Genomic DNA, 12,060 nt, shown 5'->3' with positions numbered 1-12,060 from the left:
TCTACAGCGCGCCCTTCGTGGACGGAAGGATGCCGACCGCGCGGGGGTCCCGCTCGCTCGCGTAGCGCAGGGCCCGGGCCAGCGCCTTGAACTGGCACTCCACGATGTGGTGTGCGTTGCGCCCATAGGGCACGTGCACATGCAGCGCGATCTGTGCCTGGGCGACGAAGGACTCCAGGATGTGCCGGGTCATGGTGGTGTCGTACTCGCCGATCATCGGCGCCATGGTCTCGGGCTCGGTGTGCACCAGGTAGGGGCGGCCGGAGAGGTCGACGGTGACCTGGGCGAGGGACTCGTCCAGCGGGACCGTGCAGTTGCCGAAGCGGTAGATGCCCACCTTGTCGCCGAGCGCCTGCTTGAACGCGGTGCCGAGCGCGAGGGCGGTGTCCTCGATGGTGTGGTGCGAGTCGATGTGCAGGTCGCCGTCGGTCTTCACGGTCAGGTCGAACAGACCGTGCCGGCCGAGTTGGTCGAGCATGTGGTCGTAGAAGCCGACGCCGGTGGCGATGTCGGTCCGCCCGGTGCCGTCGAGGTCGATCTCGACCAGGACCGAGGTCTCCTTGGTGGTGCGCTCGACGCGTCCGACGCGTCCTTCGCGGTTCATGAACTCTGCTCCTTCTTCAACTCACGTACCGCGTCGAGGAACGCGTCGTTCTCCTGAGGGGTTCCGGCGGACACCCGCAGCCACCCCGGTACGCCGTTGTCCCGGACCAGGACGCCCCGGTCGAGGATCTTCTGCCAGGCCTCGTGCGCGTCGGCGAACTGCCCGAACTGCACGAAGTTCGCGTCGGACGCCGTGACGTCGTAGCCGATCGCGCGCAGTTCGCGCACCAGCCGGTCCCGCTCCGTCTTCAGCTGCTCGACGTACTTCAGCAGTGTGTCGGTGTGCTCCAGGGCGGCCAGTGCGGTCGCCTGGGTGATCGCCGAGAGGTGGTACGGCAGCCGGACGAGCTGGACGGCGTCCACCACCGCCGGGTGCGCGGCCAGGTAGCCCAGCCGCAGGCCCGCCGCGCCGAACGCCTTGGACATGGTCCGCGAGACGACGAGGTGCGGGCGGCCCGCGAGCAGCGGCAGCAGCGAGTCGCCATGGCTGAACTCGATGTACGCCTCGTCCACGATCACCATGGACGGCTTGGCCGCCTGCGCGGCGTCGTACAGCGCGCGGACCGTTTCGGGCGGCACCGCGTTGCCCGTGGGGTTGTTGGGGGTGGTGATGAAGACGACGTCCGGGCGGTGCTCCGCGATCGCCCGCTCGGCGCCGGCGAGGTCGATCGTGAAGTCCTCGCTCCGGGGGCCGGAGATCCAGCCCGTCCCGGTGCCGCGCGCGATGAGCGAGTGCATCGAGTACGACGGCTCGAAGCCGATCGCCGTGCGGCCCGGCCCGCCGAAGGTCTGCAGCAGCTGCTGGATGACCTCGTTGGAGCCGTTGGCGGCCCAGACGTTCTCGATGCCGAGCGGGTACTTGCCGGTCCGCGTCAGGTACTTGGCCAGCTCCGTGCGCAGCTGGACCGCGTCCCGGTCGGGGTAGCGGTTCAGGTCGCGGGCGGCGGCGCGCACCCGCTCGGCGATCCGCTCGACCAGCGGCTCGGGCAGCGGGTACGGGTTCTCGTTCGTGTTCAGCCGGACGGGGACGTCCAACTGGGGCGCGCCGTAGGGGGACTTGCCGCGCAGTTCGGCCCGTACGGGGAGGTCGTCGATTCCGGGGTTCGGGTTCACTTGCTCGCCGGTACCTTCCAGCCGAACCTCGCCTTGACGGCCGCGCCGTGCGCGGGCAGGTCCTCCGCCTCCGCCAGCGTGACCACGTGGTGGGCGACCTCGGCCAGTGCGTCCCTGGTGTAGTCGACGATGTGGATGCCGCGCAGGAAGGACTGGACGGACAGGCCGGAGGAGTGGCAGGCGCAGCCTCCGGTCGGCAGCACGTGGTTGGACCCGGCCGCATAGTCGCCCAGGGACACCGGCGCCCAGGGGCCGATGAAGATCGCGCCGGCGTTCTTGACGCGGTCGGCGACCGCGGCGGCGTCGGCGGTCTGGATCTCCAGGTGCTCGGCGCCGTACGCGTCGACCACCCGCAGGCCCTCCTCGACGCCGTCGATCAGCACGATCGCGGACTGCTTGCCGCCGAGGGCCGGGACGATCCGGTCGTCGACGTGCTTGGTGGCCGCGGTCTGCGGCGCCAGTTCCTTCTCCACCGCGTCGGCCAGCTCGACCGAGTCGGTGACCAGCACGGCCGCGGCCAGCGGGTCGTGCTCGGCCTGGCTGATCAGGTCGGCGGCCACGTGCACCGGGTCGGCGGTGTCGTCCGCGAGGATCGCGATCTCGGTGGGCCCGGCCTCGGCGTCGATGCCGATCCGGCCGGTGAAGAAGCGCTTGGCGGCGGCGACCCAGATGTTGCCGGGGCCGGTGACCATGTTCGCGGGGGCGCAGGACTCGGTGCCGTACGCGAACATCGCGACCGCGGTCGCACCGCCCGCCGCGTACACCTCGTCGACGCCGAGCAGCGCGCACGCGGCCAGGATCGTCGGGTGCGGCAGGCCGCCGAAGTCGGCCTGGGCCGGGGAGGCGAGGGCGATCGAGGGGACGCCGGCCTCCTGCGCGGGCACCACGTTCATGATCACGGAGGACGGGTAGACGGAGCGGCCGCCCGGCGCGTAGAGCCCGACCCGCTCGACCGGCACCCACTTCTCGGTCACCGACCCGCCGGGCACGACCTGGGTCGTGTGCGTCGTACGACGCTGCTCGCGGTGGACGAGACGGGCGCGGCGGATCGACTCCTCCAGGGCCGCGCGGACCGCCGGGTCGAGGGCCGCGAGCGCGTCCGTGAGTGCCTGGGCCGGCACCCGGACGGATTCCAGCCGCACCCCGTCGAACCGCTCCGCGAAGTCGATCAGCGCCGCGTCGCCGCGATGATGCACGGCTTCGCAGATCGGACGCACCTTCTCCAGTGCGGCCTGAACGTCGAAGTCGGCCCGGGGCAGCAGGTCGCGCAGAGCGGGGCCCTCGGGGAGGGCATCGCCGCGCAGATCGATTCGGGAGATCACAGGGTCAATTCTCGCAGACCGGGGTGACGGACGGTGCGCGCGTATCAATGGCTGATACAGAACCCGGCCGGACGGCGGAAGATCCTCTTCACGTCCGGCGTTCGGCGCGTCACTCAGCGGGCATGAACGGTTGTACGAAACGGAGTGCGACACGCGCGTGGCTCTGAGGAGGAGAGAAAAGCGGTGACCCAGGGGGCCGGCCTGCGCGCCGGGGACCTGCCCGACGACCTGACCGCCGCCGAGGCCGGGATGTGGCAGGCGTTCCGCAACGGCAGCGGCTACGACCTGAACAGCGGGGACGCCATCGTCGACGATCCGCACGGCGGACAGCCCTGGGGGCCCGAGCGCGCCGTGCGGGCCCGGATCATCGCCTGGCTGCTGCTCGACGGGCCGCCCGCGCTGGCCGGCCGGGTGTCGTCCCTGAAGCTGGCCGGGGTGCGGATCACCGGCGCCCTGGACCTGGCGGGCGGCACGGTCACGCCGTACGTCGAGATGAAGGGCTGCCGGTTCGAGCGGGACGTCCTGCTGCCGGAGGCCCGGTTCACCACCGTGCGGCTGGTGAACTGCTCGGTGCCGCGCCTGGAGGCGGCCCGTGTGCACACCGAGGGCGATCTGCATCTGCCGCGCTGCCGGTTCCGCAACGGGGTCCGGCTGACCGACGCGCACATCGGCACGGACCTGCTGCTCAACCAGGCCGTCGTCCACCGGGACCGGACGGGCCGCTCGATCGCCGCGGACGGCCTGACCGTCGGCCAGGACCTCCAGGCGGAGTTCCTGGAGTCGCACGGCGAGCTGAGCCTGCGCAGCGCCAAGGTCGGCGTGTCGCTGAGCCTGCGCGGCGCGCGGCTGGCCAACCCGTCCGGCCGGCTCGCCCTGAACGCGCCCCAGCTGACCGTGGAGCGCACCCTGTATCTGAGCCCGGCCGGCGTGGGCAGCCCGCTGCTGAGCGGCACCACGCCCGCACGCGGCACCCGGATCCAGCGGTTCGAGTGCCAGGGCGGGGTACGCCTCGACGACGGGCGGTTCGGGGACGCGGTCGACCTGGAGCGGGCCCGGTTCGTCTTCACCGACGACCAGGAGCTGTCGCTGCGCCGGGTGCAGACGCCCGAGCTGCGCTTCCTCGGGGAGCAGCCGGAGCGCGGCAAGGTGGTGCTGTCGGGGGCGCGGGTGGTGACGCTGGTGGACCGGGCGGGCAGCTGGCCGGGCCCGGGCAATCTGCACATGGGCGGCTTCGGGTACGAGAACCTCGTACCGCGCGGCCCGTTCCCGCTGACCCGGCGGCTGGAGTGGGTCGCGGCGGCGACCGCCGAGTACAACCCGGAGCCGTACGAGCGGCTGGCCGCGGTGCTGCGCGCCGCCGGCGAGGACGAGGACGCGCGCGAGGTGCTGCTCGCCAAGCAGCGCAGGCGCCGCGAGACACTGCCACTGGCCGGCAAGCTGTGGGGGTACGCCCAGGACGTGACGGTCGCCTACGGGTACCGGCCGGGCCGGGCCGCCGTGTGGATGGCGGTGCTGTGGGCGGCGAGCGCGTTCGCCTTCGCGCACACCACCCTGGAGCCGATGAACTCCGACGGGCATCCCGGCTGGAGCCCGGCCCTGTTCGCCCTGGACCTGCTGCTGCCGGTCATCGACCTGGGTCAGGCGGGCGAGTGGCAGCTGCGCGGCGGCTGGCAGTGGCTGGCCGCGGCGATCGTCCTGCTGGGCTGGATCCTGGCCACCACCGTGGCGGCAGGAGCAACCCGCCTGCTCAGACGCGGGTAGCTCCGCGGGTTCGGCCGCGACAGGCCGTCGGTCGGCTGCGGGTGCGTCGTGGCTGGTCGCGCAGTTCCCCGTGCCCCTTCGGGGACGCTGACGACAGGGCGGTGTGCGCAAGAAGGGCGCAACCGCCACGTTTTACCCTCACTTGACCAGAGTGCGTACAACCTTCCGTGGGTTGCGTGAAGCCACTGGCGCCGCCGCGAACCGGCGACTTTCAATGGTCGACACCATGGCTCTGCTGCGCGCGCTGCTCCGTTCCGCACGGAGGACCCGATCCGCCTCGCGCCACGGCGACGCACCGCCGGCCGACGACGAGGTGCTGCTCGACGCGCCCGACGAGCGGCTCGCCCCCGCGCTGGTCGCGGCGGGCCGGGGCGAGTACGAGCCCGCGGCGAAGCTGCTCGCCACCACCCGCGAGGCGGCCGAGTGGGAGGACCGCGACCGGTACGCGCGGTGTCTGGCCGCCTTCGCCCGCTCCCGCCCCGAGTGGGCCGAGGAGTGGCACGCGAGCGCCCCCGACGACCCGGACGCCCTGCTGCTGCGCGCCCAGCTCGCGGTGGACCGGTGCTGGGCCTCCCCCGCGCGGGCCGAACTGCTGGCCGACATGGGCCCGCTCGTCACCGCAGCCACCGAGGCCGACCCGCGCGACCCGGTGCCCTGGCGGATCGCGCTGGACCACGCGCGCGGCACCCGCGTCGGCCACCTCGGTTTCGAGCGCCTGTGGACGGAGGCGGTGCGCCGCTCCCCGCACCACTACGGCTGTCATGTGGCCGCACTCCACTACCTCGCCGCCACCTGGCACGGCTCCCACGCGGAGTGCCTGGACTTCGCCGAGTCGGCCGCCCAGGACGCGCCGCCCGGCGCGCTCGTCCAGGCGCTCCCGGCCCACGCGGCCCTCGCCTGCCTCGGCCCGGGCGCCGGGGCGCCCCGCGAGCGCCTGGACGCCGCCGCCGACCGCGCGATCGCGCTCTCCGCCCGGTACCCGGCGGCCGACCCGTGGCCGGCCGAGATGCGCAACCTCCTGGCGTACGTCCTGGTGTGCCTCGACCGCAGGGCGGACGCCCTGGACCAGTTCGGACTGATCGGCCCGTACGCCACGTCCTTCCCCTGGGACCGGGTGTCCGACGACCCGCTGGGACTCTTCCTGCGGCTGCGCGCTGAGCTTCCGGTGGCGGTCGACCGGCCCACCCGGGACGGGCTGATCCCCTCTCCCCGACGGTTCCGGAACGGGTCCCCGACGACCACGGAGTGAGCACCGCGGACACGGCGCCGCCGGTGACCATTAGGCTGTGACGCCGTGACCACCGTCCGTCTCCCGCTCTTCCCGCTGAACTCGGTGCTGTTCCCGGGCCTTGTGCTCCCTCTGAACGTCTTCGAGGAGCGCTATCGCGCCATGATGCGCGAGCTGCTGAAGGCACCCGAGGACGAGCCACGCCGGTTCGCCGTCGTGGCGATCCGCGACGGCCACGAGGTGGCGCCGAGCGCACCGGGCATGCCCGACCCCACGGCGGTGCCCGAGCGTGGCCCGGCCGCCGGCTTCGGCGCCGACCCGGTCCGGGCCTTCCACGGCGTGGGCTGTGTGGCGGACGCCGCGACGATCAGGGAGCGCTCGGGCGGCACCTTCGAGGTGCTGGCGACCGGGACCAGGCGGGTGCGGCTGCTGTCGGTGGACGCGTCGGGCCCGTTCCTGACCGCCGAACTGGAGGAGCTGACGGAGGAGCCGGGCGACGGCGCGGGCGCCCTCGCGGAGGGGGTGCTGCGGGCGTTCCGGCAGTACCAGAAGCGGCTGGCGGGTGCCCGGGAGCGGTCGCTGACGACGGGCTCCGACCTCCCCGACGAGCCGTCGGTGGTCTCCTACCTCGTGGCGGCGGCGATGATGCTGGACACCCCGACGAAGCAGCGCCTGCTCCAGGCCCCGGACACCGCCTCCCGGCTGCGGGACGAGCTGAAACTCCTTCGCTCGGAGACGGCCTTCATCCGCAGTCTGCCGTCCTTGCCGGCGTCGGACCTGACGCGCGGCCCGACCAGTCTGAACTGAGACCGGGGACCCGATGGCGAAGAAGCCGAAGAAGCAGCAGGGCGGCACTCCGGCCACGGTGGCGCTCGCCGCCGCGGGCGTGGCCCACACGGTCCACGCCTACGAGCACGACCCGGCCCACCCCTCCTACGGCGAGGAGGCGGCCGAGGCGTTGGGCGTCTCCGCCGACCGCGTCTTCAAGGCGCTGGTGGCGGACGTGGACGGCACGCTGACCGTGGCGGTGGTCCCGGTGGCGGGCTCCCTCGACCTCAAGGCCCTGGCGTCGGCGGTGGGCGGCAAGCGCGCGACGATGGCCGACCCGGCCCTGGCCGAACGCACCACGGGCTATGTCCGCGGCGGCATCTCCCCCCTCGGCCAGCGCAAGAAGCTCCGCACGGTCCTGGACGAGTCGGCGTCGGCGCACGCCACGGTCTGCGTCTCGGCGGGCCGCCGCGGCCTGGAGGTCGAACTCTCCCCCGGCGACCTGGCCGCCCTCACCGGCGCCGTCCGCGCGCCCATCGGACGCGCATAACCCCTCGACGGACGCCGCCTCCTCGGTTAAGCAGAGGAGGCATGTCGAAGAAAACCCGGAAACGCAGGTGGCGCACCAGAAAAGGCCACGCGAACCACGGAAGGCGCCCGGCGTAGCACGGCTCGCCGGACAGGCGCTTGCCAGCGCAGCGAGGCGCGGCACCGACCGCGGCGGGGCCGGCGGAATTCGTCGAACCGGCCCTAGTAGGTCCTCGTCGAACTCTCGTCGTCCGCCCGGAGGGCGGGCCCTGCGGCGTCGGGGGTCCCCTCTGGTCGAGCGGAAACGGGAGGGAGTTTGACGACCGGACCTAGGCCGGAGGCGTCGCGTACGGTCCCTGGTAAGGGGGCTGCTGGTACGGGTCGGGGTCGCGGGGGCCGAACAGGGCCGTCAGGCCGAGGTGCACCACCAGCGCGGCCAAGGGCCATGCGAGCAGCGCTCCCTGCGCGCCCAGCTTCAGCGGGGCCGCGAAGGTCACGCCCTTGCCGACGGCCTTCGCGTGGGCGATCACGTCCTCGGTGGGCCCGAGCCACACCCCGAGCCGCCACGCCAGCAGCGACCCGAGCAGCCCGCCCGCGGCAAGCCCCACCACCAGCGGCACCCCGCCGTGCCGCCGCAGCAGGAACACGACGACCGCGCTGACCACGCCGAAGGCCAGCGCCAGCAGCGTGAACGTGCCGTCCACGCCGATCGCCTGCTCCCCCTCGCTGTCCTTCAGATAGACGACCCAGCTCTTGTCCATCTGATCGCCGACGAGCGGCACATGGGGCGCCAGCCACCACCACAGCAGGCCGAGCAGCACCCCGCAGAGCGCCAGCGCCACGGTGACCACGGCGGCCGCGCGCACTTCGGACTTCATCCCGGGACCGTCCTGTTCGTACGCGCCCCCCACCGCAGCGTCAGGCGGCGCCTGCCAGACCTGGTGCGGAGGCTGGTCGTGCGGCGGCGGAGGCGGAGTCAGCGGTGCGGTCACCCTGACATCGTGCCAGGCCGGCCCGTGCGGCGCGTCATCGGACGGCGGCCCGCCGGTACGCCCAGGTGGCCACGGCCAGCGAGATCACCCCGACTCCGGCGCACACCCCCAGGTCAGCGAGGACGCGGGCCCAGTCGGGGCCGTTCCCGAAGGTCCGCGCATAGGCCTCGACGCCATAGGTGGACGGCAGCAGATCGCGGGCCAGCCGGACGATCTCCGGCATCCGGTCCGGCGGCAGCACGCCCAGCAGCAGCGCCGCCGACATGCCCAACTGCCCGAGCAGCGTGGCCAGTTCGGGACGCGGCGCGAGCAGTCCGCAGGCCGCCCCGAGCCCGGCGAGGGCGGCTCCGGCGAGCGGGATCACCGCGAGCAGGATCCACAGGTTCGTCAGCGGCAGCCCGAACAGCAGGCAGCCGAAGACGGCGGTCACCAGGGTCCCCGGCACGGTGAAGGACGCGTACGCGGCCGCCGCGCCCAGCACCACCGCCGCGGGCGGCACCGGCAGCGTGGCGTAGTGGTCGAGCCCGCCGCTGGCCCGCAGCTGCCCGAAGTACTGGGAGAGCAGATTGAGCGCCACATAGGCGACGACCACGATCGACGACCCGGCCACCACGGACTGGGCCTCGCCACGGGTGTCCACCACACCGCGCATCATGATCATGATGCCGACCGACTGGAAGGTCGCGACGAACAGCAGCGGGATCCGCGCCACCCGGGCCCGGGACAGCTGTGCCCGGTAGACGGCCACCAGCGACGGCCACAGCCGCGCGCGCGGCCCGAGCCGGGCCGGGCCCTGGGCCGTGTTCTCCACGGTCGGGGCACTGCCCGCCAGAACCTTCACGGGTGCGACGCTCACGTCGTGCTGCTCCTCTCCCCTACGGCGCCCGGGTCCCCCGCGGCGTCCGTACCGCCCCACAGGGACGGTACGGACGCGACGGCGCCGGCGCTCACCGCGCGCACCACGCTTCTCGCGGTCTCGGTCATGCCTTCACCAGTCCCTGTCGCGCGGCGCCGCCCAGCGCCAGGTACACGTCCTCCAGGCTGGGCGTGGCGAGCGTGAAGTCGTCCAGGGCGGCGAACGCGGCCCCTCCGGTCACCGTGGCGACGACCGCGCGGGCCTCCTCGGGCCCGAGCCGCAGCGTCCAGCGGCGGCCGGACTCCACGGCCTGCTCCCGCAGCACGGCGACCTCGGGCACGTCCAGCGGCGCCCGCTCCCGCCACACCAGCTCGACCCGGACCTCGCCGGCCACCCGCTCCTTGAGCCCGGCGGGCGTGTCGCAGGCGATGACCCGGCCCCGGTCGAGGACCGCGACCCGGTCGAGGACCGTCTCGGCCTCGATGACGTTGTGGGTGACCAGCAGCACGGTCGTGCCGTGTTCGGCGCGCCGCCGGTCGACGGCCGCCCACACCGCGCGCCGGGCCACCGGGTCCATGCCGGTGGTCGGCTCGTCGAGGACGAGCAGCGGGCGCTCGCCGACCAGCGCGGCGGCCAAGCAGGCGAGCCGCCGCTGCCCGCCGGACAGCTTCTTCAGGGCCCGCCCGGCGATCGGCGCGAGCGCCAGCTCGTCCAGTACGGCGTCCCGCTCGGCGCGGGCCTGGCGCACATCGAGGCCGCGCAGCCGCCCGGTGGTCTCGGCGGCGAGGGACACGGTCAGCTCGTCGAGGGCGGTGGACTCCTGGCCGAGGTAGGCGAGGATGCGGGCGGCCCGCTCGGGGTGGCGCACGATGTCGTGGCCGAGGATCTCGACGCTGCCGCAGTCCGGCCTGAGCAGCCCGGTCACCTGCCGGACCAGGGTGGACTTGCCGGCCCCGTTCGGCCCGAGCAGCCCGAAGATCTCGCCGCGCCGGACGTCCAGCTCCACCCCGTCGGTGGCCCGCACCTCGGGCGTCCCCGCCGTGCCGCGCCGCCCGCGCACCGCCGGATAGGTCTTGGTCAGTCCGCGCACCGCGCACACGACGTCATCCCGGTGCCGGAGTGCCTGTGCCGCGCGCGTCATCACAAGGGACGAGCCTAAGGGGTGCGCGGCCCCCGCTCTCCGTTGGGGGCCGTCGGCTCGGCCCGATCCCCGCCGGGAGCGTGCTCGGCGGCGGTCCGGACGTCGATCTCCCGCCAGAACCCCGCCCGGATGGCGTAACGGTCGTGCTCGTCGATCTGGTCGTCCTTGTGGGCGAGGAGCCCGAAGCGGGCCGCGTATCTGAGCAGCTCGCCGTCGATGCGGTGCGGGACCCGCGGATACATGCCGGACAGCTTGTGCAGCTGGCCCGGGTCACCGAGGCGGGACATCCAGCGCCGGGCGAAGACCTGCCCGACCTCGTAGGGGTCGCCGCCGACCGTCGTGATGTCCTCCTCCCGGTCGGCCCAGCGCTGCTCGGCCGTGGTCAGCTGCGCCAGGGTCGGCATGGTGGCGGCGTCGGAGGACTCGGCCGGGACGCCGGGCCGGTCCACCCAGCCCTTGTCGGAGGACCAGCGCAGGGTCGCGGTCGTGGGGTGCTGGACGCCATGGGCGCCGGGGGCGCGCAGCCCGGCGAGGTCCTTGGGGGTGGGTACGCCCTTGTGCGCGGGCCCCCGCTCCGGCGCGCCGTCCTGCGCCGTCCCGGCCGCCGGGGCGTGTTCGGGGGCCTCGGCGGCGGGCGGTTCGGCGGCGGTGAGCGCGGACTCGGGCAGCGGCGCGGAGAGGATCGCGGCGATCTCGGGCCGGGGCACGGGCGGCGGCGCGCAGATGCCGGTGAGTTCCTTGGCGCGTACGGCCTTGGTGATCCATGTGCGGTCGAGAACGCGCCGCTCGTCGGCCTCCGCGACCAGGTCCTCGGACTGGTTGTAGTCGCCGTCCGCGGCCTGTACGGCCCACAGGTGGACGGCGACGCCGTGCTCCTTGGCGGCCATCATGCCCGGCAGCAGGTCGCCGTCGCCGGTGACCAGGACCACATCGGAACAGGCGCGGTTACGGGCCAGTTCGGTGAGCTCGGCGTGCATGGCCGCGTCCACGCCCTTCTGCGCCCAGCGTCCGTCACTGCGGGTCAGGGCGCCGAGCCGGACGGTGACGCGGGGCATCACACGCAGCCGGCGGTGTTCCGGCTGTGGGACCCGGTCGGGGGCGCCGTCGAACCAGTAGATGCGCAGCAACGGCCGTTCCGTGTCGGCCTCGGCGCGTTCACGCAGCGCCTGGATCAGCGCGGCGTGGTCGACGGTGATGCGGGAGCGGGAGGGCTCACCGGCGAGGAGACTGGCGGCGGCCCCCAGCAGATACCCGGCGTCCACCAGGACGATGCAGCGGTCCACGCGACTCACCCTCTTCCCGGGAGGTTTGCTTCAGGCTGTGCTTCGAGTCTGCCCGACCACGCGGAGGTTAACGGCTCGAACTCGATCTTCGGCGTGGCGCATCCAGGCCGCATGCCGCGACCTGCCCTGTTACACAGGGTAATTATCCGAAATGCGCCTGTTGTCAGCCTATGTGAATCTGATGGCGGCCCTGGCCCCTAGATCCCCTCAGGAGGCAGACACCATGGCCAAGAACAAGAACCGCAAGCAGGGTGGCCCGCAGAACCGCGCAGCGCAGTCCGAGCAGGCTCCGCAGCCCTCGCAGCGGGCGGCGACGGAGTCCCGTGAGTCGATGACGCACGCCCAGGGCGACCCGGCGGATGCCGCCCGTAAGCAGAAGAAGAGCTTCGGCCACAACTGAGGCTCGCCGGCTCGGACTCGCACGGTCCGACGGGGCCGCTGAGGCCCGGACACCCGAGGGGCGCA

The 12,060-nt window shown here is 73.4% G+C and carries 13 protein-coding genes; 5 read left to right on the top strand and 8 right to left on the bottom strand.

Annotated features, from left to right (window positions below):
• Nucleotide 1: 1 nt before the first annotated feature.
• The 3 genes from hisB to hisD are packed head-to-tail and all read right to left on the bottom strand — an operon-like array spanning nucleotide 2 to nucleotide 3,038.
• Nucleotides 2-604, bottom strand: a complete 603-nt coding sequence (gene hisB / locus CTZ28_RS04885; protein ID WP_121887963.1) for an imidazoleglycerol-phosphate dehydratase HisB — start codon at nucleotides 602-604, stop codon at nucleotides 2-4.
• Nucleotides 601-1,716: a histidinol-phosphate transaminase gene (locus CTZ28_RS04880; protein ID WP_121887962.1), complete on the bottom strand. Its 1,116-nt coding sequence runs from the start codon at nucleotides 1,714-1,716 to the stop codon at nucleotides 601-603. The genes hisB and CTZ28_RS04880 overlap by 4 nt, the downstream gene beginning before the upstream one ends.
• On the bottom strand, nucleotides 1,713-3,038 hold the full coding sequence (hisD, locus tag CTZ28_RS04875) for a histidinol dehydrogenase (RefSeq protein ID WP_121887961.1): 1,326 nt from the start codon (nucleotides 3,036-3,038) through the stop codon (nucleotides 1,713-1,715). The genes CTZ28_RS04880 and hisD overlap by 4 nt, the downstream gene beginning before the upstream one ends.
• 183 nt (nucleotides 3,039-3,221) lie before the next feature.
• Here hisD and CTZ28_RS04870 point away from each other — a divergent pair, with 183 nt between their 5' ends.
• The 4 genes from CTZ28_RS04870 to ybaK all read left to right on the top strand — a co-directional run bounded on the left by CTZ28_RS04870 (nucleotide 3,222) and on the right by ybaK (nucleotide 7,345).
• A complete protein-coding gene (locus CTZ28_RS04870) occupies nucleotides 3,222-4,799 on the top strand; it encodes an oxidoreductase (RefSeq protein ID WP_121887960.1) in 1,578 nt (525 codons plus the stop codon).
• A 226-nt stretch (nucleotides 4,800-5,025) separates the two neighbouring features.
• Complete coding sequence (locus CTZ28_RS04865) at nucleotides 5,026-6,048, top strand: hypothetical protein (RefSeq protein WP_398655288.1); 1,023 nt, start codon at nucleotides 5,026-5,028, stop codon at nucleotides 6,046-6,048.
• Nucleotides 6,049-6,093: 45 nt separating this feature from the next.
• Nucleotides 6,094-6,834 (top strand): LON peptidase substrate-binding domain-containing protein, encoded by a 741-nt coding sequence (locus tag CTZ28_RS04860; RefSeq protein ID WP_121887959.1) that lies wholly within the window; start codon nucleotides 6,094-6,096, stop codon nucleotides 6,832-6,834.
• Nucleotides 6,835-6,847: 13 nt separating this feature from the next.
• Nucleotides 6,848-7,345, top strand: coding sequence for a Cys-tRNA(Pro) deacylase (ybaK, locus tag CTZ28_RS04855; protein ID WP_121887958.1), 498 nt, complete (start codon nucleotides 6,848-6,850; stop codon nucleotides 7,343-7,345).
• A gap of 307 nt (nucleotides 7,346-7,652) precedes the next feature.
• On the opposite strand, the gene CTZ28_RS04850 is transcribed toward ybaK, so the two are convergent.
• Genes CTZ28_RS04850 through CTZ28_RS04835 form a run of 5 tightly spaced genes read right to left on the bottom strand, consistent with a single transcriptional unit; the run spans nucleotide 7,653 to nucleotide 11,595 of the window.
• Nucleotides 7,653-8,315, bottom strand: coding sequence for a DUF2567 domain-containing protein (locus tag CTZ28_RS04850; protein WP_121887957.1), 663 nt, complete (start codon nucleotides 8,313-8,315; stop codon nucleotides 7,653-7,655).
• 34 nt (nucleotides 8,316-8,349) lie between these two features.
• Nucleotides 8,350-9,171 carry an ABC transporter permease gene (locus CTZ28_RS04845; RefSeq protein ID WP_121887956.1) on the bottom strand — a complete coding sequence of 274 codons (822 nt, stop codon included), beginning with the start codon at nucleotides 9,169-9,171 and terminating at the stop codon, nucleotides 8,350-8,352.
• Nucleotides 9,168-9,299, bottom strand: coding sequence for a hypothetical protein (locus CTZ28_RS48020; RefSeq protein ID WP_259471474.1), 132 nt, complete (start codon nucleotides 9,297-9,299; stop codon nucleotides 9,168-9,170). The genes CTZ28_RS04845 and CTZ28_RS48020 overlap by 4 nt, the downstream gene beginning before the upstream one ends.
• A complete protein-coding gene (locus CTZ28_RS04840; protein WP_121888107.1) occupies nucleotides 9,296-10,270 on the bottom strand; it encodes an ABC transporter ATP-binding protein in 975 nt (324 codons plus the stop codon). Before CTZ28_RS04840 ends, CTZ28_RS48020 begins: the two co-directional genes overlap by 4 nt.
• Before the next feature lie 56 nt (nucleotides 10,271-10,326).
• Complete coding sequence (locus CTZ28_RS04835) at nucleotides 10,327-11,595, bottom strand: NYN domain-containing protein (RefSeq protein ID WP_121887955.1); 1,269 nt, start codon at nucleotides 11,593-11,595, stop codon at nucleotides 10,327-10,329.
• A 223-nt stretch (nucleotides 11,596-11,818) separates the two neighbouring features.
• On the opposite strand from CTZ28_RS04835, the gene CTZ28_RS46840 reads away from it, so the two are divergent.
• Nucleotides 11,819-11,995 carry a hypothetical protein gene (locus CTZ28_RS46840; RefSeq protein ID WP_183154268.1) on the top strand — a complete coding sequence of 59 codons (177 nt, stop codon included), beginning with the start codon at nucleotides 11,819-11,821 and terminating at the stop codon, nucleotides 11,993-11,995.
• The last annotated feature ends 65 nt before the right edge of the window (nucleotides 11,996-12,060 follow it).

This window comes from Streptomyces shenzhenensis (assembly GCF_003688995.1).
In the GTDB taxonomy this organism is placed as follows: domain Bacteria; phylum Actinomycetota; class Actinomycetes; order Streptomycetales; family Streptomycetaceae; genus Streptomyces; species Streptomyces shenzhenensis_A.
This window is presented reverse-complemented; position numbering and strand designations above follow the sequence as displayed.

Coding starts and splice junctions, on each gene's coding strand:
- CTZ28_RS48020 (WP_259471474.1), bottom strand. CDS start 9,299: ATGACCGAGACCGCGAGAAGCGTGGTGCGCGCGGTGAGCGCCGGCGCC.
- hisB (WP_121887963.1), bottom strand. CDS start 604: ATGAACCGCGAAGGACGCGTCGGACGCGTCGAGCGCACCACCAAGGAG.
- CTZ28_RS46840 (WP_183154268.1), top strand. CDS start 11,819: ATGGCCAAGAACAAGAACCGCAAGCAGGGTGGCCCGCAGAACCGCGCA.
- ybaK (WP_121887958.1), top strand. CDS start 6,848: ATGGCGAAGAAGCCGAAGAAGCAGCAGGGCGGCACTCCGGCCACGGTG.
- CTZ28_RS04865 (WP_398655288.1), top strand. CDS start 5,026: ATGGCTCTGCTGCGCGCGCTGCTCCGTTCCGCACGGAGGACCCGATCC.